At 66.7% G+C, this 23645-nt stretch carries 24 protein-coding genes and 1 pseudogene; 10 read left to right on the top strand and 15 right to left on the bottom strand.

The annotated features are described in order from the left end of the window. Nucleotides 1-44 precede the first annotated feature (44 nt). The 5 genes and pseudogenes from QM707_RS03140 to QM707_RS03120 form a co-directional block, all read left to right on the top strand. Nucleotides 45-1352: a peptidylprolyl isomerase gene (locus QM707_RS03140; protein ID WP_415000416.1), complete on the top strand. Its 1308-nt coding sequence runs from the start codon at nt 45-47 to the stop codon at nt 1350-1352. Between the two features lie 3 nt (nt 1353-1355). Continuing rightward, nucleotides 1356-2327 (top strand): 4-hydroxythreonine-4-phosphate dehydrogenase PdxA, encoded by a 972-nt coding sequence (gene pdxA, locus QM707_RS03135; protein ID WP_415000415.1) that lies wholly within the window; start codon nt 1356-1358, stop codon nt 2325-2327. Beyond that, complete coding sequence (gene rsmA, locus QM707_RS03130; RefSeq protein WP_415000414.1) at nt 2324-3127, top strand: 16S rRNA (adenine(1518)-N(6)/adenine(1519)-N(6))-dimethyltransferase RsmA; 804 nt, start codon at nt 2324-2326, stop codon at nt 3125-3127. The genes pdxA and rsmA overlap by 4 nt, the downstream gene beginning before the upstream one ends. 14 nt (nt 3128-3141) lie before the next feature. Next, a complete protein-coding gene (gene apaG / locus QM707_RS03125; RefSeq protein ID WP_415000413.1) occupies nt 3142-3522 on the top strand; it encodes a Co2+/Mg2+ efflux protein ApaG in 381 nt (126 codons plus the stop codon). A gap of 10 nt (nt 3523-3532) precedes the next feature. Next, a pseudogene (locus QM707_RS03120) lies at nt 3533-4348 on the top strand (symmetrical bis(5'-nucleosyl)-tetraphosphatase); the annotation flags it as partial. Nucleotides 4349-4384: 36 nt separating this feature from the next. On the opposite strand, the gene QM707_RS03115 reads toward QM707_RS03120, so the two are convergent. The 3 genes from QM707_RS03115 to lgt are packed head-to-tail and all read right to left on the bottom strand — an operon-like array spanning nt 4385 to nt 6555. Continuing rightward, on the bottom strand, nt 4385-4864 hold the full coding sequence (locus QM707_RS03115) for a dihydrofolate reductase (protein ID WP_415000518.1): 480 nt from the start codon (nt 4862-4864) through the stop codon (nt 4385-4387). A gap of 2 nt (nt 4865-4866) precedes the next feature. Next, nucleotides 4867-5661: a thymidylate synthase gene (locus QM707_RS03110; protein WP_415000412.1), complete on the bottom strand. Its 795-nt coding sequence runs from the start codon at nt 5659-5661 to the stop codon at nt 4867-4869. Between the two features lie 9 nt (nt 5662-5670). Next, complete coding sequence (gene lgt / locus QM707_RS03105) at nt 5671-6555, bottom strand: prolipoprotein diacylglyceryl transferase (protein ID WP_415000411.1); 885 nt, start codon at nt 6553-6555, stop codon at nt 5671-5673. A 91-nt stretch (nt 6556-6646) separates the two neighbouring features. Between lgt and QM707_RS03100 the strand changes: the two genes are divergently transcribed. Continuing rightward, nucleotides 6647-8680 (top strand): thioredoxin domain-containing protein, encoded by a 2034-nt coding sequence (locus QM707_RS03100; protein WP_415000410.1) that lies wholly within the window; start codon nt 6647-6649, stop codon nt 8678-8680. Here the strand turns inward: QM707_RS03100 and QM707_RS03095 are convergent. After that, nucleotides 8677-9402 (bottom strand): TerC family protein, encoded by a 726-nt coding sequence (locus QM707_RS03095; RefSeq protein ID WP_415000409.1) that lies wholly within the window; start codon nt 9400-9402, stop codon nt 8677-8679. The two genes, QM707_RS03100 and QM707_RS03095, sit on opposite strands and share 4 nt — an antisense overlap. A gap of 7 nt (nt 9403-9409) precedes the next feature. Beyond that, nucleotides 9410-9796: a diacylglycerol kinase gene (locus QM707_RS03090; protein WP_415000408.1), complete on the bottom strand. Its 387-nt coding sequence runs from the start codon at nt 9794-9796 to the stop codon at nt 9410-9412. A 215-nt stretch (nt 9797-10011) separates the two neighbouring features. Here QM707_RS03090 and QM707_RS03085 point away from each other — a divergent pair, with 215 nt between their 5' ends. Together QM707_RS03085 and QM707_RS03080 are read left to right on the top strand one after the other, a co-directional pair. After that, a complete protein-coding gene (locus QM707_RS03085) occupies nt 10012-10662 on the top strand; it encodes a DUF533 domain-containing protein (RefSeq protein WP_415000407.1) in 651 nt (216 codons plus the stop codon). 79 nt (nt 10663-10741) lie between these two features. After that, entirely contained in the window at nt 10742-11755 is a 1014-nt protein-coding gene (locus QM707_RS03080) for a TIGR00266 family protein (protein ID WP_415000406.1), read from the top strand. 45 nt (nt 11756-11800) lie between these two features. Here QM707_RS03080 and QM707_RS03075 read toward each other — a convergent pair whose 3' ends face one another. From QM707_RS03075 to QM707_RS03035, 9 genes are all read right to left on the bottom strand, one after another. Next, a complete protein-coding gene (locus QM707_RS03075) occupies nt 11801-12301 on the bottom strand; it encodes a hypothetical protein (RefSeq protein ID WP_415000405.1) in 501 nt (166 codons plus the stop codon). A 37-nt stretch (nt 12302-12338) separates the two neighbouring features. Beyond that, nucleotides 12339-12716, bottom strand: a complete 378-nt coding sequence (locus QM707_RS03070; RefSeq protein ID WP_415000404.1) for a VOC family protein — start codon at nt 12714-12716, stop codon at nt 12339-12341. A 35-nt stretch (nt 12717-12751) separates the two neighbouring features. Beyond that, the gene (locus QM707_RS03065) at nt 12752-13435 is read right to left on the bottom strand and encodes an RNA polymerase sigma factor (protein ID WP_415000403.1); all 684 of its coding nucleotides are present in this window, start codon (nt 13433-13435) and stop codon (nt 12752-12754) included. A 23-nt stretch (nt 13436-13458) separates the two neighbouring features. Further along, entirely contained in the window at nt 13459-14463 is a 1005-nt protein-coding gene (locus QM707_RS03060; RefSeq protein WP_415000402.1) for an isoaspartyl peptidase/L-asparaginase family protein, read from the bottom strand. A gap of 46 nt (nt 14464-14509) precedes the next feature. Continuing rightward, a complete protein-coding gene (locus QM707_RS03055) occupies nt 14510-15745 on the bottom strand; it encodes an ABC transporter permease (protein WP_415000401.1) in 1236 nt (411 codons plus the stop codon). Next, the gene (locus QM707_RS03050; protein WP_415000400.1) at nt 15742-16440 is read right to left on the bottom strand and encodes an ABC transporter ATP-binding protein; all 699 of its coding nucleotides are present in this window, start codon (nt 16438-16440) and stop codon (nt 15742-15744) included. Before QM707_RS03050 ends, QM707_RS03055 begins: the two co-directional genes overlap by 4 nt. Then, on the bottom strand, nt 16437-17930 hold the full coding sequence (locus QM707_RS03045; RefSeq protein WP_415000399.1) for an efflux RND transporter periplasmic adaptor subunit: 1494 nt from the start codon (nt 17928-17930) through the stop codon (nt 16437-16439). Before QM707_RS03045 ends, QM707_RS03050 begins: the two co-directional genes overlap by 4 nt. A 134-nt stretch (nt 17931-18064) precedes the next feature. Then, nucleotides 18065-19369, bottom strand: coding sequence for a sensor histidine kinase (locus tag QM707_RS03040; RefSeq protein ID WP_415000398.1), 1305 nt, complete (start codon nt 19367-19369; stop codon nt 18065-18067). Beyond that, a complete protein-coding gene (locus QM707_RS03035) occupies nt 19366-20079 on the bottom strand; it encodes a response regulator transcription factor (RefSeq protein WP_415000397.1) in 714 nt (237 codons plus the stop codon). Before QM707_RS03035 ends, QM707_RS03040 begins: the two co-directional genes overlap by 4 nt. 121 nt (nt 20080-20200) lie before the next feature. Here QM707_RS03035 and QM707_RS03030 point away from each other — a divergent pair, with 121 nt between their 5' ends. After that, nucleotides 20201-20551 (top strand): DMT family protein, encoded by a 351-nt coding sequence (locus tag QM707_RS03030; protein ID WP_415000396.1) that lies wholly within the window; start codon nt 20201-20203, stop codon nt 20549-20551. Nucleotides 20552-20558: 7 nt separating this feature from the next. Here the strand turns inward: QM707_RS03030 and QM707_RS03025 are convergent, their stop codons facing one another. Beyond that, nucleotides 20559-20861 carry an Mpo1-like protein gene (locus QM707_RS03025; RefSeq protein WP_415000395.1) on the bottom strand — a complete coding sequence of 101 codons (303 nt, stop codon included), beginning with the start codon at nt 20859-20861 and terminating at the stop codon, nt 20559-20561. A gap of 128 nt (nt 20862-20989) precedes the next feature. Here QM707_RS03025 and QM707_RS03020 point away from each other — a divergent pair, with 128 nt between their 5' ends. After that, nucleotides 20990-23602 carry an ATP-binding protein gene (locus QM707_RS03020; protein ID WP_415000394.1) on the top strand — a complete coding sequence of 871 codons (2613 nt, stop codon included), beginning with the start codon at nt 20990-20992 and terminating at the stop codon, nt 23600-23602. The last annotated feature ends 43 nt before the right edge of the window (nt 23603-23645 follow it).

Here is a 23645-nt window from a genome sequence, read left to right as displayed (position 1 = left end):
AATGACTTGCCATGCGCCACGGGCGCCCTGGAATCGGTGATCGGATGAACCCCAAGTTGAAGCCCCTCGCCTCCCTGCTCGCTGGCCTGGCCCTGCTCGGCAGCGCCGCCGCCGTCCACGCACAAGCGCTGCCGACCACCCATATCGACAGCATCGCCGCCGTCGTCGACGAAACGGTGATCCTGCGCAGCGAACTCGAACGCGCCGTCGCCAACATCACCTCGCAGTACGCCAGCCAGCCCGAGCAGCTGCCGCCGCGCGACATCCTCGAGAAGCAGGTGCTCGACCGCCTGATCCTGCTGCACCTGCAGGTCCAGCGCGCGAACGACTCCGGCATCCGCATCGCCGACACCGAGCTGCAGCAGGCGGTGGGCAGTATCGCCAGCCAGAACAACCTGACGGTCGACCAGCTGCGCCAGCGCCTGGCGGCCGACGGCCTGAGCTTCGACGAATTCCGCGCCAACCTGCGCGACGAAATCACGGTGCAACGCCTGCGCCAGCGCTACATGCAGAGCGCGGTGCAGATCAGCGAGGCCGAAATCGACCAGGCCCTCAGCGCGCAGCAGTTCGGCGGCGAGGAAATGCACCTGGCCAATATCCAGATCAACCTGCCGGAGGGCGCCACGCCCGACGAGATCGCTGCAGCGCGCGAGAAGCTCGCTGGCATCAAGGCTTCGATCGAGCGCGGCGAAATCGATTTCCGATCGGCGGCCATCCGTCATTCGCAGGCGCAGAACGCGCTCGACGGCGGCGAGATCGGCTGGCGCGCGATGGAGGCGGTGCCGCCGGTGTTCGTCAACCTGTTGCGCGACCTGCAGCCCGGCCAGATCACCGATCCGGTGCGCGGCCAGAGCGGATTCCAGATCGTGCAGATGATCGAGAAGCGCACCGCCCAGGCGCAGATGGTCACCCAGTACCGCGCCTCGGACATCATGGTGCGCATCTCCGATCTGGTGAACGCGGAAGCCGCGCGACAGAAGATCGAAGCGCTGCGGGCCCGCGTGGTCGGCGGCGAGGACTTCGCCAAGGTGGCCAAGGAAGCTTCCGAGAACACCATTACGCGCAATTCCGGCGGCGACATGGGCTGGTTCGTCGCCGACCAGTGGGGCAGCGCGATCGCCACGCAGATCACCGCGCTGCAGGATGGCGAGGTTTCGCCGATCTTCCAGAGCGAAGTCGGCTTCCACTTCATCAAGCGCACCGGCAACCGCCAGCAGGACCTGACGGCGGACAACCAGCGCAATCGCGCCCGCGAAGTGATCGGTCAGCGCAAGGGCGAAGAAGCCTACGAGCGTTTCCTGCGCAACCTGCGTTCCGAGGCCTACGTCGAGACCCGTCTCGGCGGAAGCTAAGCCATGCGCCCGCGGCTGGTGCTCGTACCGGGCGAACCCGCGGGCATCGGTCCTGAACTCTGCGTACGCCTGGCGCAGCACGAGCAGCCGGCGCGACTGACGGCGATCGCCGACCCGCAGACGTTGCATGAGGCGGCCCGCGCGCTGGACCTTCCGCTCGCGCTACGCGATCCCGACGATGACTGCGGTCCGGGCGAACTGGCGGTCCTGCCGCTGCGCCAGGACGGCGATACGGTCTTCGGCCGCCCCGATCCCGCCAACGCTGCGCAGGTGATCGCCGCGCTGCGCCTCGGTGGACAGGCTTGCCTGGATGGGGACTACGACGGGCTGGTCACCGGCCCGGTCAACAAGGCCGCCATCAATGCCGGCGGCATCGCCTACACCGGTACGACCGAACTGCTCGCCGAACAGGCCGGCTGCGAGGTCGTCATGATGCTGGCGAATCCCTCGCTGCGCGTTGCGCTGGCCACCACGCACCTGCCGCTGCGCGACGTCGCCGACGCCATCACGCCCGCCCTGCTCGAACGTCGCCTGCGCATCGTCGAAGCCTCCCTGCGCCGCCGTTTCGGCATCGCCGCGCCGCGCATCGCCGTGCTCGGCCTGAACCCGCACGCCGGCGAGGAAGGCCTGCTCGGCCGCGAGGAGATCGAGATCATCGAACCGGTGCTGGCGACGCTGCGCGACGAAGGCATGGACCTGGTCGGCCCCCTGCCCGCCGACACCGCCTTCCTTCCGCGCAAGCTCGCACAAGTCGATGCCGTGCTCGCGATGTACCACGACCAGGGCTTGCCGGTGCTCAAGCACGCCGGTTTCGAGCAGGCGGTGAACATCACGCTCGGCCTGCCCTACCCGCGCGTCGCGGTCGACCACGGCACGGCGCTGGAGATCGCCGGCAAAGGGCTCGCCGATCCGTCCAGCCTGCAGGCAGCGGTGGAGTTGTGCGCGCGCCTTGCGCAACGCAGACTGCTGGCATGAGCCACTTCAAGGATCCGCCGAAGAAAAGCCTGGGCCAGCATTTCCTGCACGAGCGCGGCGTCATCGAGAAGATCGTGCTGGCGGTCAATCCGCAGGCGGGCGAGCGCTTGGTGGAAATCGGTCCCGGCCAGGGCGCGATCACCTTCCCCTTGCTGCGCCGGCACGGCTCGTTGACCGTGGTCGAATTCGACCGCGACCTGATCACGCCGCTGATGGAAGCCTCGGAAGGCCTGGGCGAGCTGACCATCGTGCACAAGGACGTGTTGAAGGTGGACTTCGGCAAGCTGGCCGGCGACGGCCGCATCCGGCTCGTCGGCAACCTGCCCTACAACATCTCCACGCCGATCCTGTTCCATGTACTGGAACACGCCGACGCGATCGTCGACATGCACTTCATGCTGCAGAAGGAAGTCGTCGACCGCATGGCCTCCGCTCCGGGCAGCAAGGTCTATGGCCGGCTGAGCGTGATGCTGCAGGCGCTGTGCCGCGTGCAGCCGCTGTTCGACGTGCCGCCCGGTGCCTTCCGCCCGCCGCCGAAGGTCGATTCGGCCGTGGTGCGCCTGGTCCCGAAGCCAGCCGACCAGGTCGGGATCGCGAACTTCGGCCTGTTCGAGGCCGTCGTGCGCGACGCCTTCGGCCAGCGCCGCAAGACCCTGCGCAACGCCGTGCAGCAGCTTTGCAGCGGCGACGATATCGTAGCGGCGGGGCTGCGACCGGAGGCCCGGGCCGAGCAGCTCGAGGTCGCGCAGTTCATCGCCCTAGCCAACCATCTGGCGCAACGACCGCCGGCTGCGGGCTGACGTAGAATCGGGCCATGGGCTCGCCTTCGCACCAGATCCAGATCGATGTCCTGACCCGCTTCCTGTCCGAACAATCGACGCCGGAAGAAGGTCGCTACGTCTTTTCCTACACCATCCGCATCCGCAACGGCGGCGCGATACCGGCCCGGCTGCTCAGCCGGCACTGGATCATCACCGACGACAACGGCAAGGTGCAGGAAGTACGCGGCGAAGGCGTCGTCGGCGAACAACCCTGGCTGCGACCGGGCGACGAATTCGAATATACCTCGGGCGCGGTTCTGGAAACGGCGCTCGGCACCATGCGCGGCAGCTACCAGATGCTGGCCGACGACGGCACGTCGTTCGATGCGCCGATCGCGCCTTTCACGCTGTCCGTTCCGCGGACGCTGCATTGAAGCCGCGCGCATGAGCACCTATGCCATCGGCGACGTGCAGGGTTGTTACGACGCGCTACAGCGCCTGCTCGAAAAGATCCGCTTCGATCCGCTCAAGGACCGCCTGTGGTTCTGCGGCGACCTGGTCAATCGCGGCGGGCAATCGCTGGAAACGCTGCGCCTGATCCATTCGCTGGCGATCCACAGCACGATCGTGCTGGGCAACCACGACCTGTCGCTGCTGGCGATCGCGCAGCGGCAGGAACAGGACCAGCGCAAGGTCAATCCGGATCTGCAGCGCGTGCTGTTCGCCGAAGACCGCGACGTGCTGATGGAGTGGCTGCGCAAGCAGAAGCTGTTGCATGTCGATCGCACGCTCGGTTTCGCGATGGTGCATGCCGGCCTGGCGCCGAAATGGACGCTGAAGATCGCCGAAGCGCGCGCGCGCGAGGTCGAGGACCAGTTGCACGGCGACGGCTATCGCAAGTACCTGAAGAACATGTACGGCGACAAGCCGGCCTGGTCGCCGAAGCTCGGCGGCCCGGAGCGCTTCCGCGCCATCGTCAACATCTTCACGCGCATGCGCTACTGCACGCCCGCCGGCCGCATCAGTTTTTCGGACAAGGGCCGCCCGGGCACGCAGACGCCCGGCATGTATCCCTGGTTCGAAGTACCGGGCCATGCGCCGCGTGAATTGCCGATGGTCTGCGGCCATTGGTCCACGCTGGGCCTGTTCATGGGCCTCGGCGTCTACAGCATCGATACCGGCGCGGTCTGGGGCGGCCGCCTCAGCGCGCTCGAACTGGGCCCGGAATTGCGCCTGCACCAGGTCGAAGGCCGCAAGATGGCGGCGGGCGAAAAAGCCGGCGATTGATTCGCGCGTTCAGCGGCGCACGTAGTCGACGAACTCGAAAGCGAACGCGTGTTTCGCGTCGGCCGCGTGCGCCTCGCGCGACACGACCTTCCACTCATCCGCATCGAAGCGCGGGAAGAAGGCATCGGCATCGCCTACGCGCGCACCCACATGCGTCAGGTACATGCGCGTGGCGAAAGGCAGCGCCAGCGCGTAGATCTCACCGCCACCGATCACCATCAGTTCGTCGCCATCGACGCGCGCGATCGCTTCCTCGATCGACGCCACCGTCTCCATGCCGTCGAACGGCGCGCGCCCCGAACGCGTCAACACCATGTTGCGTCGCCCCGGCAACGCACGCCCCAACGATTCGGCGGTCTTGCGCCCCATCAGCACCGGCTTGCCCAGCGTCAAGGCCTTGAAGCGCTTCAAGTCGTCCGGCAGTTTCCAGGGCAGGTCGTTGCCGCGACCGATGGCATGGTCGCGATCCAGCGCCGCCACCAACGAAATGATCACACCGCCACCGGCGCCTTGATGGCCGGATGCGGATCGTAGTCGAGGATTTCGATGTCTTCGTAACGGAAAGCGAAAAGATCGCCGACGTCCGGATTCAGGCGCAATCGCGGCAAGGCGCGCGGCGTGCGCGAGAGCTGCTCGTTGACCTGGTCGTAATGGTTCGAATAGATGTGCGCATCGCCCAGCGTGTGGACGAAATCGCCGACGCCCAGCCCGCAGACCTGCGCGATCATGTGCGTCAGCAGCGCATAGCTGGCGATGTTGAACGGCACGCCCAGGAAAAGATCGGCCGAGCGCTGGTAGAGCTGGCAGCTGAGCTTGCCGTCGGCGACGTAGAACTGGAACAGCGCATGGCAGGGCATCAGCGCCATCTTCGGCAGGTCGGCGACGTTCCACGCGCTGACGATCAGGCGACGCGAATCGGGATTGCGCCGGATCTCGTCGAGCAGCCATTGGATCTGATCGATCGTGCGGCCGTCCGGCGTGCCCCAGCTACGCCATTGCTTGCCGTAGACGGGGCCGAGTTCGCCGCGCGCATCGGCCCACTCGTCCCAGATGCTGACCTTATTGTCCTTCAGGTAGGCGATATTCGTTTCGCCTTTCAGGAACCACAGCAACTCGTGCACGATCGAGCGCAGGTGCAGCTTCTTGGTCGTGACGAGCGGGAAACCCACATTCAGATCGAAGCGCATCTGCGCGCCGAAGACCGAACGCGTGCCGGTGCCGGTGCGATCGGATTTCTCCGCGCCATGGCGCATCACATGTTCGAGCACGTCGAGATACTGGCGCATGGCGGAACCTCAGGTTGCCGACGCGGGCGCCAGCGTCGGCGAGCGACGCGACAGCCACAGCAAGAACAGGCCCACGGCGATCAGCGGCAGCGACAGCACCTGCCCCATCGTCAGCCAGTCGAAAGCCAGATAGCCGATCTGCGCGTCCGGCATGCGCACGAACTCGACCAGGAAACGGAAGCAACCGTAGAGCAAGGCGAACAGGCCCGACACGGCGTAGCGCGGCTGCGGCCGGCGCGAAAAAAAGTACAGCACGAGGAACATGGCTAGGCCTTCCAATGCCGCCTGGTACAACTGCGAAGGATGGCGCGCATAGGCATCGAGCGCGCCACTGGCCTGCAATTCGCGCAGGCGGTCCATCGGTAGCCCGGTGTAGGGGCCGAGATCGCTGTGCGGGAAGATCACGCCCCACTGCCCGCCGGTGAGTTTTCCCCAGAGTTCGCCGCCGATGTAATTGCCGAGCCGCCCGAAACCCAGACCTGCGGGCACCAGCGGCGCGATGAAATCCATCGTGTCGAAGACATGCAGGCGCTGCCGCCACGACCACCAGGCGACGGCGATCATCACGCCGAGCAATCCGCCGTGGAAGCTCATGCCGCCTTCGTTGATCCGGAACAGGAACAGCGGATTGGCGAGGAAATCGCCGAAGGAATAGAACAGGACGTAACCGACGCGTCCGCCCAGCACAACGCCGAGCATCGCGTAGAACAGCAGGTCGCCGAAGCCCTGCTCGCCCACGCCGGGCAGGCGGCCAGCGCGTATCCGGCGCATGCCCAGCCACCAGGCGGCACCGAAGCCGAGCAGGTACATGATCCCGTACCAGTGGATGCCATGCGGCCAGAACGGCAGCGATACGGCGATGGGGTCGATGTCGTGCAGGATGGGGCCGGGCATGCGCCTATTTTGCCTGAGCGCGGCCTGACGCGCCGCCCGACCGAATCGATTCCGGCGTGTCCGGCGCCAGCCGACGGCCCATACTGGCCCCATGACGAACCGGCTCGCCCGCGAACACAGCCTCTACCTGCGCCAGCATGCCGACAACCCGGTGGATTGGTGGCCCTGGTCCGACGAGGCGCTGGGGGCGGCGAAGAACGCGGACCAGCCCATCCTGCTGTCCGTCGGCTACTCGGCCTGCCATTGGTGCCATGTGATGGCGCACGAAAGTTTCGAGGACGCGGCCATCGGCGAACAGATGAATCGGTCGTTCGTTTGCATCAAGGTCGACCGCGAAGAACGGCCGGACCTGGACCGCATCTACCAACTTTCGCACCAGGCACTCACGCGGCGCGGCGGCGGCTGGCCCCTCACCGTCTTCCTCGACCCGCACGATCTCGTGCCCTTCTACGCCGGCACTTATTTTCCGAAGCAGCCGCGCTACGGCATGCCCGGGTTCGCCGACGTGCTGCGTGGCGTGCGCGACTGGTGGGATACGCGCCGCGACCAGGTACGCCAGCAGAACGAGGCCTTGCGCGATTTCCTCGCCGGCTACGGCCGCGACGCCGCCCATGCCGGCGAATTGTCCGATGCACCGCTGCTGAAAGCGCGGGCACGCATCGAAGCCGGTTTCGACGAGGACAACGGCGGGCACCAGGGAGGACCGAAATTCCCGCACGCCGGCGAACTGGAGTTGTTGCTGTCCCTGGCAGGCGAAGGCGACATGGGCGCGAGGCGCATGGCCGCGACCACGCTCGATCGCATGGCGGCGCGCGGACTGCACGACCACCTCGCCGGCGGCTTCTTTCGCTACTGCGTCGACGAACACTGGGACATCCCGCATTTCGAGAAGATGTTGTACGACAACGCGCAATTGCTGCCGGTCTATGCCGAGGCCGCTGTCGAACTGGACAGCGCGCCGTTCCGCGAAGCCGCCGAAGGCATCGTGGCCTGGCTGCGGCAGGAGATGCGCGCCGATGGCGGTGGCTATTGCTCGGCATTGGACGCCGATTCGGAAGGCGAAGAGGGTCTGTACTATCTCTGGGATCGCGAATCCTTCGATGCCGCTCTGGAAGCCCCGGAGCGCGAGGCGGCGCGATCTCACTATGGACTGGACCACGAACCGAACTTCGAAAGCCGTCATTGGCATCTGCACGCCGCCGCCTCCGCCGCGCAGATCGCACAGTCGCTGCAACGGGATGAAGAAGACATCGTCGTCGAACTCGCACGTGCGCGTTCGCGCCTGCTCGCGCGCCGCGGGACGCGCATACGCCCCGGGCGCGACGACAAGAGACTGACGTTCTGGAATGCCTTGCTGGCCAGCGGCCTGGCCCGCGCCGGGCTGGCCCTGGCGCGGGAAGACTGGCGGCAGGAAAGCCTCGCGCTTCTGAGGCTGATCCAGTCAGCTTGCGATGCCCGCGATCGCCTGCCGGCCGTCATCGGCAGCGAGGGCCCGGGTTTCCTCGACGACCATGCGGCGGCGCTGCAGGCCTCGCTCGATGTGCTGCGCGCCACGGGCGAGGCGCGCGCCCTGCAACTCGCGCAACGCCTGGCGGAGACCTTGCTGCGCGACTTCGCCGACGAATCGACGGGCGGCTTCTTCTTCACCGCGCACGATCATGCGCCGCTGCCGCAACGACCCAAGCCCTGGCTGGACGAGTCCACGCCTGCCGGCAACGGCCTCGCCGCGCGCGCCTTGCAGGAGCTGGGCTGGCTGCTGGCGGAACCGCGTTACCTGGACGCCGCGGAAGCGTGCTTGCGGGCGGGATGGAGCGCCCTGTCCGATCTTCCGCAAGCGGCGAGCAGCCTGGCCATCGCCCTGCGCGAATGGCGCGACCCGCCCGTGCAAGTGCTCGTGCGCGGCGATGCGTCGTCGTTGGTGCGTTGGCGTGCGCAGCTCACGAACGAACGCGCATGCCGGGTCTACCTGCTGGCGGACGAGGATTCGGCCTTGCCGCCCGCCCTAGCCGACAAACCTCGCTCCGCCGACGGCATCGCGACCCTGTGCAAGGGGCCGGTGTGCTCGCTGGTCACGGCCGAGTCCGGCGAGTTGCTCGAAGCCCTGCGCGCCGAACGCGCGCGCTAGCGCAGTCGGCCGGCGCGTTTCTTTTTGGCGAGGATGTTCAGCGCTTCCACCGCGCCGGAGAAGGCCATCGCGAAATAGAGGAAGCGGCGATCGATGTGGAACTCGAAGCCGTCGGCGATCAGCGCCACGCCGACCAGGATGATGAAGGCCAGGGCCAGCATCTTCACCGTCGGATGACGATCGATGAAATCGCCGATGGGATTGGAGGCGAACAGCATCACGCCGACCGCGATCATGATCGCCGCGATCATCACCGGCACGTTGCTGACCATGCCGACCGCGGTGATGACCGAATCGAGCGAGAACACGATGTCGATGACAGCGATCTGCGCGATCACCATGCCGAAGACGGCGGACGGTCGCGTGTCGATGCCGGCTTCTTCGCCTTCGCCTTCGACGGCGTCGTGGATCTCCATCGTGCCCTTGACCAGCAGGAACAGGCCGCCGCCGATCAGCACCAGGTCGCGAACGGAAAAATCCTGGCCGAACAGCGAGAACAGGTTGTTCTGCATCTTGGCCAGGAAGGCCAGCGAGACCAGCAGCAGGATGCGGGTGATGCAGGCCAGGGCTAGGCCGAAGCGGCGCGCGGCCGGACGGCGGTCGGGCGGCAGGCGACTGACGGCGATGGAAATGAACACCAGGTTGTCCACGCCGAGCACGATCTCGAGGGTCGCCAGGGTGAACAGGGCGATCCAGATCTCGCTGCTGAAAATCCAATCCATGCCGGCCTCAATCCAGATAACGCGGGACCAGGATCAGTCCCCAGCAGAGCAAAACGTTCATGTCGGCGAGAAATACGGCCGCCGACCCCATGTCTTTCGCACGCCCCGCCAGTTCGTGCATTTCCGGACCCCAGCGATCCACGACCGCTTCCACGGCCGAATTGAGCACTTCGATGATCAGCACGACCATCATCGAGCCGATCAGTATCGAACGCTCGACGCCAGTGTGGCCCAACCATAGCGCCAGCGGCGCGAGGACGACGAAAAGATAGACCTCGAGGCGAAACGAGGATTCCACCGCCCAGGTGGCCCGGAGGCCCTGCATCGACCAGATGAACGCCTGCCAGGCCCGGAACGGGCTGCGCGGCGCGTGGCTTCCACTGCTGTCGGCCATCAGCGGCCGCCCTGTCCGGCCCGGTGCGGGGCCTTCAGGTTCTTGCAGGAAAACTTCCGGTAACGGGGCATGAACGGAATCAGGGCAGAATCAGCCCGGCATTCTGCCACAGCCTCGCCAAAGCCGCCCCGGACCGACCGGCGCCTATGACTTGGAGCACACGGCAGCGTACGCTGCTTGCCCCAGGATGAGCCTGGACCAATCGAGGGAAAACGATGTTCGATCCGGAAAAGATGCTCGGCCAGATCATGGGCGATGCGATGTCGGGGGCTTTGGGCGGGTCGCGGCGCAAGCGCAAGCATCGCTCCGGTTTCCTGGGCGGCTCGGGCCTCGGCATGGCCGGCAAGGCCAAGCTGGGCGTCGGCCTGCTGGCCCTGGCCTACGCCGCTTACGAGCATTTCAAGCAACAGCCGGCCACGGGAACGACCGGCGCAGGAGCGCCGGCTGCGCCGGCGCCCGTCATGGGATCCCAGCCGCCTCCGCCGCCGCCCGGCCTGCCGCCCTCCCCGCCGCCGGCGCAACAAAGCCAGCAAGCCCTGCACCTGGTGCGGGCGATGATCTGTGCGGCGAACGCCGACGGCCTGATCGACGCGCAGGAACGCGAGGCCCTGCTGGGCCGCGCACGCGAGGCAGGCATGGGTCGCGAAGAACTCGATGCGCTGGACATCGAAATGCGCGCACCCTTGACCCTGCAGCAACTCGTCGTGCGCACGCCGGCGGAACTTCGCGACGAAACCTATGCCGCCGCCCTGATCGCCATTACCGCCGATACCGATGAGGAAAACCGTTTCCTCGAGGAACTGGCGGCGCAGCTGCAACTGGATGCGAGCGCACAGCGCGACATCCGCCAGCAACTCGGCCTTTGATTCCACCGCGAACGCGAACGCTGCCTGCGCAAGCCAGGCAACGGGCGCGACCGTAACGATTCGCAGCAAGGAGACAGCAATGCACCAGTGGCATTTCAGTTACAACGGGCAGCAGATGGGTCCGCTCGACACGCCGGCCGCGATCGCGCAAGCCGCGAAGAACCCGAACGGCCATGTCTGGCGCCAGGGCTTCGCCGAATGGATGCCGATCTCGGCCTGCGCCGAACTGCGCGCCGAAGGCGCGCCCGGCGCGATGACGGCGCCGCCGCCTCCCGCTTCGGGCGGGCAGCGCAGCGATGTCATCGACTACCGCATCTATGGCGAGGACATGCAGTTCGTCGAGATCGAACTCGATCCGGGCGAGAGCGCCGTCGCCGAAGCCGGATCGATGATGTACAAGGACGCCGTCATCAACATGGAAACCGTATTCGGCGACGGCTCGAAATCCGCGAGCGGCGGCGGTTTCATGGACAAGCTGGTCGGCGCCGGCAAGCGCCTGATCACCGGCGAGAGCCTGTTCACGACGATGTTTTCGCACGCCGGCGGCAGCGGCAAGGCGCGCGTCGCGTTCGCGGCGCCCTATCCCGGCACCATCGTGCCGATGACCTTGGGCAACTACGGCGGTCGCATCATCTGCCAGAAGGACAGTTTCCTCTGCGCCGCACGCGGCGTTTCGATCGGGCTGTTCTTCCAGAAGAAGATCCTGACCGCGCTGTTCGGCGGCGAAGGCTTCATCATGCAGAAGCTCGAAGGCGACGGACTGGTGTTCATCCACGCCGGCGGCACGATCGTCGAACGCGAACTCGCCGCAGGCGAACGCCTCGACGTCGATACCGGCTGCGTCGTGGCGATGACCAGCACCGTCAATTTCGACATCAAGTCGGTCGGCAGCGTGAAATCGGCATTGTTCGGCGGCGAAGGCGTCTTCCTCGCCACGCTGACCGGCCCCGGCAAGATCTGGGTCCAGTCGCTGCCGTTCTCGCGCCTCGCCGGCCGCATGTGGAGCGCGATGCCGCGCCAGGGCGGCGGTCGCGACGAAGGCTCGGTGCTCGGCGGCCTGGGTCGCCTGATCGACGGCGACAACGGCTTCTGACGAACGAACAACGCGGGGTCGCGAATGCGCGACCCCGCATTCGCGTCAACGCGTCAACGCGGCTTCGTTGCCAAGGCGCCGCGCTTTCGTTCGCCCGAAGACTTTCCACGCGCCTGATTTGTCGAGGACTTCGTCCTCGATTTCCAGAGAACCGTCCGGCATCACGCGATAGGTCGTTCGGCCGCGTTCGCTATCGGCATCGCCCCAATCGACGATGACGCGATCGGCTTGCGAACGCGTGCTCAACGGCAGGACCATGCCGCGCGAATCCTGCCATTGCCCGCGGCAGTTCCCATCCGGCGCGCAAAGATAGATCGCCTCGGCGAGGAAAAGCCAGGCTTTGCCATGCATGTCGGTCATCGTGTTGTGGAACGAGAGCCTGCGGCCCTGGCCGTCCAATGTCGCCTCGAAGCGCAGACGAACGTCTGCCGACATGCCACGCACTTCGCCCTTGCCCTGCCACTCGCCGAACAAGGCGCGCCAGGGGTCGGGAGGCGCGTCCACCGAATTCGCGGCCACCGTCGGTGCGATCGAAACGGCCAGCATCAATGAGACCGCGCTCGTTCTTGAGAACATGCCCATGTCAGCGCCTCCTCGGTGCATCCGCCGGCTGGTAGAGGCTGAGCACGTTGCGATCCGGGTCGACGAAGTCCATCGACCATCCGCCGTCCGGCGCTTCGCTTACGGGCACCACGATCTCCACGCCGCGTTCGGCCAGCGATTCGGCGTAGTCGTCGATGCCTCCGTCGAGCGTGAAGACCACCACCGGCGAATCGCCGGCCTTGGCAGGACGCGGGATGAAGACCAGGGTCATGCCTTCCAACTCCGCGATACCGAACGGCCCGTCGTGACCGTCGACGGCATTGACCGGCAACCCCAGCGTGTCCCGGTAGAAGGAAAGCGAGCGAGCAAGCTCGCCGACGAAAAAAACGATGGCGCCGATGCGGCATTGACCGAGCATGGAGTTCTCCTGGCTAGTGGTGGGGCGACAGGCGGTCAATCGCTCCGATCGGAGCCGACACGATCGCCCATCACCTGTTTGTTGCCGCGAGGCGCGAAAACGTGAGCATCGCGGCGGATGATCAGCAGGTGGCCGTCCGGATCGTGCGTCCCCAGCCCGGCGCCGCCGGCCAACGCGGCATGCAGGCTCCTGCGCACGAGCCCGAACTCCAGATCAAGGCTGCGCACCGGGTTGCGCACATACGCCAGGGCCAGCGATTCGGCCCGCAGTTCGGGCGACAGGCCACCGAGCGCTTTGCGGATGCTGCTCAGGCGCTGGCGAAACGCCTCGGCCGTAATGTCGAGGATCCAACGAATCTCTTCGGCGTTCAGGCCATGCAAGGCAAGGACGGCGACGCGCCGCGCTGCGGGCGCAAGGCGATCGAGCAGTTGCGCAAGCACGGCCCGGGTGGAATCCTGGGCGTGCGTCACCGACAGGCTCGCCTCTTGACCTGATTCATGCAGATCGTCGGCGCGCGACTCGCGCTGTTTCCGGCGCGCCGCCGTCCTGGCGGCCATCGCCGCCTGCCGCTGCAGCACGCCGATCAACCAGGGCATATCGTGGCGGTCTGCCTGCAAAGCCGCCAGCAAGGCGTCCTGGACGAGATCTTCCGCCTCATCGGTGCGGTTGGCGTAGCGACGCGCGTGCTGACGCAATTCGCGGTAGGTCGGCAGGTCCATGCGCGGATTCCGGCTCGTCGCGCTCAGTCGCCCTTGAAAACCGCCGTGCCGCGGCTACCGTCGGGTTTGATCCAGGCGCGGTACATGCCGCTGGTATTGAAGGGCATGGCGATATTGCCTTCGCGGTCCAACGCGATCGCGCCGCCATCGCCGCCGAGTTTCGGCACGATGCCGTTCACCACTTCTTCCGCCGCGACCGCCAGCGCATCGCCGCGATAGGACACGCGCGCGCAGATGTCGTGCGCGACGACGGCGCGGATGTAGAACTCGCCCCAGCCGGTGCCGGAGACGCCGCAGCGGTCGTCGGCATAGGTACCGGCACCGATCACCGGCGAATCGCCGATGCGGCTCCAGCGTTTGTTGGTCATGCCTCCGGTCGACGTGCCGGCGGCGATATGGCCTTGCGCATCGAGCGCGACCGCGCCCACAGTGCCGAAATAGGTGCCGGGTACATCCAACGACGCCTGCGATTTCTCCAGTGCCTTCGCCTTCTCGAGCTGCAGGCGGCGTCGTTCGGTGTCGAAGTACTTCGGATCGACGCGCTCGATCTCGGCGCGCGTGTCGGCGAAGGCCTCGGCGCCATCGCCGGCGAGCATCACATGCGGCGAGTGCTCCATCACCGCACGCGCCAGTTCGATCGGATTCTTCACCGTGCGCACGCCCGCGACCGCACCCGCACGGCGCGTATGACCCTCCATCACCGAGGCATCGAGTTCGTGCCCGCCTTCATGATTGAACACGGCCCCTTTGCCGGCGTTGAACCAGGGCGAATCCTCGAGCACGCGGATGCTGGCCGCGACCGCGTCGAGCGCGCTGCCGCCGCGCGAAAGCACCGCGTTTCCGGCGTCCAGCGCACGATCGAGATCGGAACGGATCGCCGCTTCGTCGGCAGCACCGAGGTCTTCACGCATGATGACACCGGCACCGCCATGGATCACCAGCGCGGTGCGCGGGGTCGATGCGGAGGTCTCAGCCGCGCCGGCACTCATGGCGCAAGCAGCCAGCAAGGCGAGAATCGTCGAACGCATGGAGGGCTCCCGTCGGCATGACGGGAGCATAGCCTTTCGCGCCGCTCTATTGCTGTCGCAGCGCCTCGATCGGATCGAGCTGCGCGGCCTTGCTGGCCGGGTAGTACCCGAAGAACAGGCCGGTGGCGATCGAGAAACCCGCCGCCATGCCGATCACCTGGGCGTTCAATGCCACCGGCAGCGAACCGACCTTGCCGACCAGCAGGGCGCCGAGCACGCCGATGGCGATGCCGAGCGCGCCGCCGATCAGCGAGATCAGCATCGCCTCGGCCAGGAACTGCCGGCGGATGTCGCGCGGACCGGCGCCGACGGCCATGCGCAGACCGATCTCGCGGATGCGTTCGGTCACCGACACCAGCATGATGTTCATGATGCCGATGCCGCCGACGATCAACGAAATGCTGGCCACCGCGCCGAGCAGCAAGGACATCAGCTTCGTCGTCTCGGTGCGCGTGGCGACGATCTGCGCGATGTTGCGCACGTTGAAGTCGTCGTCGCTGCCTGGCTGGATCTTGTGCCGCTGGCGCAGCAGGGCTTCGACTTCGCCCTGGGCGTAGTCGAGATCCTTGGCATCGCCGACGCCGAGCGCGATCGATTGCACCGCGCCGGCCGGCATGTTGTTGGCGCCGCTGAGGCGGCGGCGCGCGGTTTCCAGCGGCACGACGACGAAATCGTCCTGGTCCTGCCCGAATCCGCCCTGGCCCTTGGATTTGAACACGCCAACGACGGTGAAGGGCACGCGACCGAGGCGCACGCTCTGGCCGATGGCCTCTTCGTCGCCGAACAGCTCGCGCCGCACGGTTTCGCCGAGGATCACCGTCTTGGCGGCCGAACCGTAGTCGCGGTCGGTGAAACCTTCGCCGCTGGCCAGTTCCCAGTTGTTGATCCCGAACCAGTCGGGCTGCACGCCCTGCCACTGGCTCGACCAGTTGTTCTCGGCGTAGACGATCTGCGAGCCGCCGCGAAGTTGCGCCGACACGTACTGCACCTCGGGAATCTCGGCGCGGATGGCCTCCGCGTCGCCTTCGCTCAAGGTCCAGTTGCTGCCGGCGCTGATGCGCACGCCGCCGCCGCCGAAACCGGCGCCGGAGAAAACGTCGAGGCGATTCGAACCCAGGCCGGAGACCAGCTTGTCGATCTCCGCCTGCGTACCCTGGCCGACCGAGACCATGACGATGACCGCGGCGATGCCGATGATGACGCCGAGCGAAGTCAGCGCGCTGCGCAACCAGTTGCCGCGCAGGGAGTAGACGGCGGTGCGCAAAACGTCGGAGAGCGTCATGCCGCCTTCTCCTCGTGCAATTCGCCGTCGCGCATGACGAAGGTGCGTCCCGCATGCGCGGCCACGCCCGGGTCGTGCGTGATCAGCACAATCGTATGTCCCTCTGACTGCAGGCGCGAGAACAACGCGAGGATCTCCTCGCCCGTGCGCGAATCGAGCGCACCGGTCGGTTCGTCGGCGAGCAGGATCGGCGGCCGATTGATCAGTGCCCGCGCGATCGCAACGCGTTGTTGCTGGCCGCCGGACAGTTCGCTGGGCCGGTGATCGGCGCGGTTGCCGAGACCGACGGCCTCGAGCGCCTGCCGCGCCTTGTCCAGGCGCTCGGACGGTGCGCTACGCGCGTAGGCCATCGGCATCGCCACGTTCTCCAGTGCGCTCATGCGCGACAGCAGGTTGAAACCCTGGAAGACGAAACCGATCTTGTCGCGGCGCAGGGCCGCACGCCCTTCCTTGTCCAGGCGCGAGATGTCCACGCCGTCGCAGAGGTAAGTGCCCGAAGACGGCGTATCCAGGCAGCCGATCAGGTTCATCAAGGTCGACTTGCCCGAACCGGAGGGGCCCATGATCGCGACGAACTCGCCGCGCCCGATGTACAGGTTGACGCCCTTCAGCGCGACCACCTCCGCCTCGCTGCCGGGCGAATAGACCTTGCCGAGGTTGCGCGTCTCGATCGCGCCGTGGATCGGTGACGTCATTGCGCGGCGCGTCCGCTGCCGGTCACCAGCACGTCGCCTTCGCGCAGGTCGCCGGTGATTTCAGTATGCGTGCCGTCCGATGCGCCGACGCGAACGACGACCGGCGTGGGCTTGCCGTCGACGAGCTTGTAGACCGGCGCACGGCGCGCGCTGATGAGGCCGGCGAGCGCGCTGTCCCATTGCGCCTGCTGCGCGGCGCTGAGCGTGGCGCGGAACGCGGCGAACTGCTGATTGAAGCGTTCCATCATGCGCTGACGCATGGCGCCGTCGTTGCCGCCGCCGCGGTTGCCGCCCTGCGAGCCGCCACCGGGGCCGCGGCCGCCCATGATGACGACGGAACCGCCGCCGCCTTGCGCCTGCGGCGCCGCCATGCGGGCCTGCATGCGCTCGCGCATCGCCGCGACCGCTGCATCCAGCGCGGCCTGCTGCTCGGCATTGAGCTTCAGCTCCGCCGCGATGCGCGGCAGTTCGTCGGTCATGCCGCCACGCATCTGCGGGCCGGCCGGCGTCGCCGCCGTCGAGCCGTTGTCGGCGGGCTTGTAGCGCAAGGCCGCGTTCGGCGCGCGCAGCACGCCGTCGCGGCGACTGACTTCGATCTCGGCGTTCACGGTCATGCCCGGCAACAGGGTCATGTCGCTGTTGTCGACCGAGACGACCACCGGGTAGGTGATGACGTTGGATGTGTTGGTGGCGGCCAGGCGCACCTGCTTCACTTCGCCTTCGAATTTCCGATCCGGGAAAGCATCGACGGTGAAGCTGGCCTTCTGCCCGACTTTCACCTGGCCGATATCGGCTTCGTCGACCGCGAGCACGATCTGCATCTGGCGCAGGTCCTCGGCGATCTGGAACAACACCGGCGTCTGGAAGCTGGCGGCGACCGTCTGCCCGGGTTCGACCGCGCGCGCGAGGATCACGCCGTCGACCGGCGAGAGGATATCGGTATGGCCGAGGTCCACCCGCGCGCTTTCCACCTGCGCCTGTTGCTGGCGGATATTGGCCTGGGCCGAACTGAGTTGCGCCCGCGCCTGATCGAGCGCGGCGACGGCGAGGTCGTAATCGCTGCGGGCGATCAGCTGACGCTTCACCAGGTCGCTCTTGCGCTGGAAGTCGGCTTCGGCCTGCTTGAGCGATGCGCGCGCCTGCGCCAGCGAAGCCTGCGAACTGGCCAGCGAGGCATTGGCCTGCGTCACCCGCGCCTGCACCGTGGCCGGATCGATGCGGGCGATGATCTGCCCCTTCTTCACCGAATCGTTGAAGTCCACCAGCACCGTTTCGACCTGTCCCGACACCTGCGTGCCGACGTCGACCGTGGACAATGCGCTGAGACTGCCGGTGGCGGAGATCGCGACGCGGATGTCGCCGCGATCGACGGTCGCGGTACGGAAGGCTTCGGCGCTTTCCTTGTCGGAGGACATCCAGCGCCAGGCGACAACGAGACCGACGACGACGAGCAACGCGGCCAGCCAGCGGCCGTAACGGAATGACTTCATGTGCGGTAGGGACCCGGATGCAAAGGAGTGAATGATAGTCGGATGCGGCTATGGACAGGCATGCGGAGCAAAGGTTCTCGCCCCTTCTAGGCCGTTAGTCATGGTCGCCGCGGCGAAAAGCCGGGCGTCCGCACTCAACTCTGTAACCGGGATGCGCCAGGGAAGCGAATGGTCGCAAGCGTTCCGTGACCGGGTTGGCTTTCGAGCGTCACCGGCCAGCCATAACGCTCGGACAGGCGCCGCACGATCGACAATCCGATGCCCTGCCCATCCTTCTTGCCGTCGCCGCCGCGCTGGAACGGTTCGAATACGCGCGCCAGTTCCTCTTGCGACATGCCGACACCGGTATCGCTGATGCCGATGCGGCCATGCTCGATCGTCGCGACGATGCGGCCGCGATCGGTGTAATGGCAGGCGTTGCGCAGCAGGTTGCCGACCAGCACGGAAAGCACGCGCGGCGGCGCATGCAGGCCGAAATCCGCCTTCTGCTCGAGCACGAGTTCGACCGGCTTGTCGCCGAGCATCGTGCGCGCCTTGTCCACTTCTTCGAGCACGATCTCGCTGACCGGGAAATCCAGGTCCGGCAATCCGGTATCGCCTTCGCGCGCGAGGATCAGGAACGCCTCGATCAAGGCTTCCATGTCGCGCCCGGCGTTCTGGATGCGCACGAGCGCGCGGCGCGACATCGGCGAAAGCGTGGCATCGGCCGCCATCATGTCGCCGGCGACGCGGATCACCGTCAAAGGCGTGCGCAACTCATGCGAGGCGTCGCGGGTGAAAAGTCGCTCGCGCTCGACGAAACGCCCGAGGCGCGAACCGAATTCGTGCAGCGAGGACGCCAGCGTCAGCGTCTCGCCGGTCACGTCGCTCGGCAGGCGGTCGGGCCGAATGACATCGACATCCGGGTGATCGGGATCCCAGCGCTTGACCTGGTTGGCCAGCCAGATCATCGGCGATACGGCGCGTTTCGATGTCCGGTAGGTGCCCCAGGCAATCACGTACACGACGATCAATACCAAGGCCAGCGGCGCCATGCCGAACCAGAACGCCAGCGAATCGACCTGTTCCTGCTTGAAAAGCAGGAAAAGCCGCTCGCCGCCGCGATCTTCCACCAGCACCAGCGAACCGCCCTGCGAGCGCGGCAGCCCGTGAAAGCCGGGCGCCAGTTCACGCAACGGCTCCGGCAAGGAGCCGGCCGCCGATGCCACCGGCACCAGATAGCTGCTCATGTTGTAGGTGTCGGGGATCTGCGCCTGCGGATCGCGGTCGCGGCGCGCCCAGAAATGCTCGGCTTCCTCCTGCAGGGCGCGCTGGATCAGCACGTGCTTGAGCACCGCCGACGCGCCGTACACGCCCAGCACGGCCGCGAAACTGATCGTCGCCGCCTGCAGGATGAAGGCGACCCAGATCTTGCGACGCAGGCCACTGCGTTCGGTCATGCGCCCGGGGCGCCGTCCAGGTCGGCGATGCGATAGCCGGCCGTCTGCACCGTATGCAGCAGCGCCTTCTGGAACGGGCGATCGATCGCCTTGCGCAGGTTGTACAGATGGCTGCGCAGCGTATCGGAATCGGGCAGGCCGTCGCCCCAGATCTCGCGTTCGATGTCGCGACGGGTGACGACGCGCGGGGATTCGCGCATCAGGATCGTCAACAGCCGCAGGCCGATCGGCGAAAGCTGCAGCTCGGTGCCTGCGCGCGTCGCGCGCAGGCTGGCCGTGTCGAGCACGAGGTCGCCGACCTTCAGCACTTCCGCGCTCACCTGGCGGCGTTCGCGCCGGATCAGGGCGCGCACGCGCGCTTCCAGTTCCTGGATCGCGAAGGGTTTGACCAGATAGTCGTCGGCGCCGGCATCGAGGCCGTTGACCTTGTCCGACAAGGTGTCGCGCGCCGTCAGCATCAGCACCGGCGTCGCCTTCTTGGCCTCGTTGCGCAGTCGCCGGCAAAGATCCAGTCCATCCAGCCGGGGCAACATGAGGTCCAGGACGATGACGTCGTAACCGTTCTCCACGGCGAGCCGGTAGCCATCCAGGCCGTCGCTGGCGTAATCCACGCCGAAACCGCGGGATTCCAGGTACTCGCCCACCATTTCGGACAGGCTGCGATTGTCTTCGACCAGCAGGATCAGGCCAGCAGGGTCTTCATGACGCATGGGAAACCTCCGGTCCTTGGCTCTTCAGCTTTGTGAAGATTACACGCCGACCCGGGTGAGGCCCGCGTGAAAAACCGCGTCCCGGCTAGGATTGAACCTCGCCCGCCCCGGATTCCCGACGATGCCCGCCAGCCTCAACAGTTACCTGCTGCCGATCCTCCTGCTGATCGGTTCGAACATCTTCATGACCTTCGCCTGGTACGGCCACCTCAAGTACACCGACCGGCCGCTGTGGGGCGTCGTGTTGGCGAGCTGGGGCATCGCCTTCTTCGAGTACTGCCTGCAGGTGCCGGCGAACCGCTACGGCGTCCAGGTGTATTCGCCGGCCCAGCTCAAGGGCATGCAGGAAATCATCACCCTGCTGGTGTTCGCGGGTTTCTCGATCAGCTACCTCGGCGCCGCGGTCAAATGGAACCACATCGCCGGATTCGTGCTGATCGTGGTCGCCGCCTTCCTGATCTTCCTCGAATGAGCAAGGCTCAGAAGCGGATCTTGCCCGTCAGCATTTCCTTGTACATGACCCAGTCGCCGACGAAGGAATAGAACGGATGCTTGAAGGTGGCCGGCCGGTTCTTCTCGAAAAAGAAATGCCCGACCCAGGCGAAGCCGTAGCCGCACAACAATGCGTACAACAACCACCACGGGCTGCCGCTGCGCAGCAGCATGATCAGGCAGCCGATCACCAGCGAGGACCCGACGAAATGCAGGCGCCGGCAAATGCGGTTGCTGTGCTCGGCCAGGTAAAAGGGATAGAACTCGCTGAAGTTGGCGAACTGGCTCATCTTTGTTGGCCGGATCGGATCGGAAGTACCGTTCGATTCTGCGCCGAGTCCCCCTCGCCTTCAACGGCGGCGGGCCTGAGGCTTTCCCTCGACCCGTCGCACTCCCGCCGACCCGGACATCCCCGAACGTGAAACTGGTCGAACGCGATCTGCCGCTGAACTCCCTCGAAAACCTGCTCCGGGACGTGGCCGATGGCACGGGCCGCGTCGCGCTGGTTTCGGGCGAGGCCGGCATCGGCAAAACCAGCCTCGTCGCCCAATTCGTCGAGCGCGCCGGCGACGCACGCATCTGGTGGGGGGCCTGCGACGCGCTGCAGACGCCCCACCCCCTCGCGCCGCTGCAAGACATCGTTCGCGAGGCCGATCCGGGGTTCGGTCCCTTGCTCAATGCCGGCGCGGATCGCTCGCGCCTGTTCGAGGCCGTGCTGTCGGAGCTGCGTGCCAGTACGCGGGCGACGTTGTTCGTGGTCGAGGATGCGCATTGGGCGGACGATGCCACGCTCGATCTCCTGAAGTTCCTCGCGCGGCGGCTGCGCAACGTGTCGTGCCTGCTGGTGATTACCTATCGCGACGACGAAGTCGACGCGACGCATCCCTTGCGCCAACTGACCGCGCAGCTGCCTGCACCGCTCGGTACGAGGGTCGAACTCGCGCGACTGTCGCCCAATGCCGTGGCACAACTCGCGCGCAGCGCCCTCCGCTCGCCTGAAGGCATCCACGCAATCACGCAGGGCAACCCGTTCTTCGTCGCGGAGTTATTGCGAAACGAGGCCTACGACGTGCCTCGCGGCGTCCAGGACCTTGTACTGTCCAGGCTGTCGCGCCTGGACCCCGAAGCGCAACAAGTCATCCAGCTCGCTTCGCTGGTGCCCGCGCGCGTCGAGCGCTGGCTGATCGATGCGCTGCTATCGCCTTCGCTGGCGACGCTGGAAGAATGCCTGAACTCCGGGCTGCTGAATTCGACGGGAGCCGACTTCGCCTTCCGGCACGAACTCGCGCGCGTCGCGGTCGAACTGTCGCTGTCCCCGCCGACGTCGGCGACCCTGCATGCCCGCATTCTGGATGCGCTCGAACGGCCGGATGCGCCGACGTCTTCGCTGGCACGGCGGGCGCATCACGCCGCACGCGCCGGAGAACGCGACGCCGTGCTGCGCCTTGCGCCGGAAGCCGCGCGCCAGGCGCAGGCACGTGGCGCACACCGGGAAGCCGCTTCGCACTGGCGCATCGCGCTCGCGCATGCCGGTGGCATTCCGCAGCGCGAACGCGCGGCGATGCTCGATGCCTTGTCCTACGAAAGTTACGTCACCGGACGATCGGAGGAGTCGCTTTCGACGCGCGTGCAGGCGCAGGCCCTGTGGAGTGCGGCGGGCGATGCCCTGCGCGAAGGCGACTCCCTGCGTTGGCTGTCGCGCCTTTGCTGGTACAACGGCCGCAATGGCCCGGCGGAAGCGCATGCCGCGCGCGCCATCGAGTTGCTCGAGACATTGCCGCCAGGACCTGAGCTGGCGATGGCGTACAGCAATCGTTCGCAACTGCACATGCTGGTGGGCCAGTCCGACGAAGCGATCGTCTGGGGGCGAAAGGCGCTGGCGTTGGCCGAACGGCTCGCCGAAGCCGACGTCGAAGTGCATGCGCTCAACAACGTCGGCGCGGCCATGCTCAATCGCGGCGATCCCGACGGCCGGGCCTTGCTGGAGCGCAGCCTCGAGCGCGCGCTGAAGCATGGTTTCGGCGAACACGCGGCGCGCGCCTACACCAACCTTGCCTTCCATGTGCTCGCCGTGCGCGATTTCGCCGCTGCCTGGCCGTTGCTCGAGCGCGGCATCGCCTATTGCGAGGAACAGGATCTCGCCGCCTGGGGCGCTTATATGTCGGGCTATCGCGCCGAAGCCCTGCTGGCTACCGGAGACTGGACGGGTGCCTCCACTCAGGCCGAAGCGGTGCTGCAGCTCGCGAGCGTGCCGCCGATCAGTCGCGTACTGCCGCTGGTGGTTCTGGCGCATGTCCGCGCACGCCGCGGCGAACCCGCGGCCTGTGCGGGGCTGCTCGACGAAGCTCTGTCCCTGGCGCTGCCGATGTGTTCCCTGATGCGCGTGGGGCCAGTGGCGGCTGCACGGGCGGAAACCGCATGGCTGCAAGGAGATCTTGCGACCGTTGCCTCGGAAGCCGAGCGGACTGCGGCCTTGGCCATGGAAGGAAACTATCTACGTTGGACCGCCGGCGAGATCGCCTACTGGCAGTACCGCGCGGGAACGCTGGAAGCAGCGCCGGAGCGCTGCCCCGAGCCGTATTCCCTGCAGTTCGCCGGACGATGGAAGGAAGCGGCCGAGGCCTGGCAACGCATCGGCTGTCCGTATGAGCGCGCGCGCGCATTGGCGGATGGCGACGTGGCTGCCCAACGCGAGGCATTGGTCGTCTTCGAACGCCTCGGCGCCAGCATCGACGCCGAGCGCGTGCGCAAGTCCCTCCACGCCGCGGGCGTACGCGGCCTTCCGCGCGGGCAACGCGCGTCCACCCAAGCCAACCCGCATGCCCTGACCGCACGGGAAATGGAGATCCTGGGATTGCTTTGCGCAGGGCTGCGCAATGCGCAGATCGCCGAACGATTGCATCGCTCGGTGCGCACCGTCGACCACCATGTGGCCGCCGTCTTCGCCAAACTCGGCGTCGCTACCCGCGCCGAAGCCATCGCCACCGCGCATGCCGCCGGCCTCGCCCCGCGCGCCGCCCCCGGAAAATAGGTAGCTCCGACCGGCAATCTGGGTAGTTCCACCGAAGGCGCGA

This window comes from Arenimonas sp., assembly GCF_047602345.1.
Classification (GTDB): Bacteria; Pseudomonadota; Gammaproteobacteria; order Xanthomonadales; family Xanthomonadaceae; genus Arenimonas.
The sequence above is the reverse complement of the archived record's forward strand: the minus strand, read 5'-3'. Positions and strand labels throughout refer to the sequence as shown.

Coding starts and splice junctions, on each gene's coding strand:
- QM707_RS03025 (WP_415000395.1), bottom strand. CDS start 20,861: ATGAGCCAGTTCGCCAACTTCAGCGAGTTCTATCCCTTTTACCTGGCC.
- QM707_RS03070 (WP_415000404.1), bottom strand. CDS start 12,716: ATGCTCGGTCAATGCCGCATCGGCGCCATCGTTTTTTTCGTCGGCGAG.
- QM707_RS03140 (WP_415000416.1), top strand. CDS start 45: ATGAACCCCAAGTTGAAGCCCCTCGCCTCCCTGCTCGCTGGCCTGGCC.
- QM707_RS03090 (WP_415000408.1), bottom strand. CDS start 9,796: ATGGCCGACAGCAGTGGAAGCCACGCGCCGCGCAGCCCGTTCCGGGCC.
- apaG (WP_415000413.1), top strand. CDS start 3,142: ATGGGCTCGCCTTCGCACCAGATCCAGATCGATGTCCTGACCCGCTTC.
- QM707_RS03100 (WP_415000410.1), top strand. CDS start 6,647: ATGACGAACCGGCTCGCCCGCGAACACAGCCTCTACCTGCGCCAGCAT.
- QM707_RS03050 (WP_415000400.1), bottom strand. CDS start 16,440: ATGACGTCACCGATCCACGGCGCGATCGAGACGCGCAACCTCGGCAAG.
- QM707_RS03080 (WP_415000406.1), top strand. CDS start 10,742: ATGCACCAGTGGCATTTCAGTTACAACGGGCAGCAGATGGGTCCGCTC.
- QM707_RS03045 (WP_415000399.1), bottom strand. CDS start 17,930: ATGAAGTCATTCCGTTACGGCCGCTGGCTGGCCGCGTTGCTCGTCGTC.
- QM707_RS03110 (WP_415000412.1), bottom strand. CDS start 5,661: ATGCGCCAGTATCTCGACGTGCTCGAACATGTGATGCGCCATGGCGCG.
- rsmA (WP_415000414.1), top strand. CDS start 2,324: ATGAGCCACTTCAAGGATCCGCCGAAGAAAAGCCTGGGCCAGCATTTC.
- QM707_RS03040 (WP_415000398.1), bottom strand. CDS start 19,369: ATGACCGAACGCAGTGGCCTGCGTCGCAAGATCTGGGTCGCCTTCATC.
- QM707_RS03075 (WP_415000405.1), bottom strand. CDS start 12,301: ATGCTGGCCGTTTCGATCGCACCGACGGTGGCCGCGAATTCGGTGGAC.
- QM707_RS03065 (WP_415000403.1), bottom strand. CDS start 13,435: ATGGACCTGCCGACCTACCGCGAATTGCGTCAGCACGCGCGTCGCTAC.
- pdxA (WP_415000415.1), top strand. CDS start 1,356: ATGCGCCCGCGGCTGGTGCTCGTACCGGGCGAACCCGCGGGCATCGGT.
- QM707_RS03035 (WP_415000397.1), bottom strand. CDS start 20,079: ATGCGTCATGAAGACCCTGCTGGCCTGATCCTGCTGGTCGAAGACAAT.
- QM707_RS03030 (WP_415000396.1), top strand. CDS start 20,201: ATGCCCGCCAGCCTCAACAGTTACCTGCTGCCGATCCTCCTGCTGATC.
- QM707_RS03060 (WP_415000402.1), bottom strand. CDS start 14,463: ATGCGTTCGACGATTCTCGCCTTGCTGGCTGCTTGCGCCATGAGTGCC.
- QM707_RS03085 (WP_415000407.1), top strand. CDS start 10,012: ATGTTCGATCCGGAAAAGATGCTCGGCCAGATCATGGGCGATGCGATG.
- lgt (WP_415000411.1), bottom strand. CDS start 6,555: ATGCCCGGCCCCATCCTGCACGACATCGACCCCATCGCCGTATCGCTG.
- QM707_RS03095 (WP_415000409.1), bottom strand. CDS start 9,402: ATGGATTGGATTTTCAGCAGCGAGATCTGGATCGCCCTGTTCACCCTG.
- QM707_RS03055 (WP_415000401.1), bottom strand. CDS start 15,745: ATGACGCTCTCCGACGTTTTGCGCACCGCCGTCTACTCCCTGCGCGGC.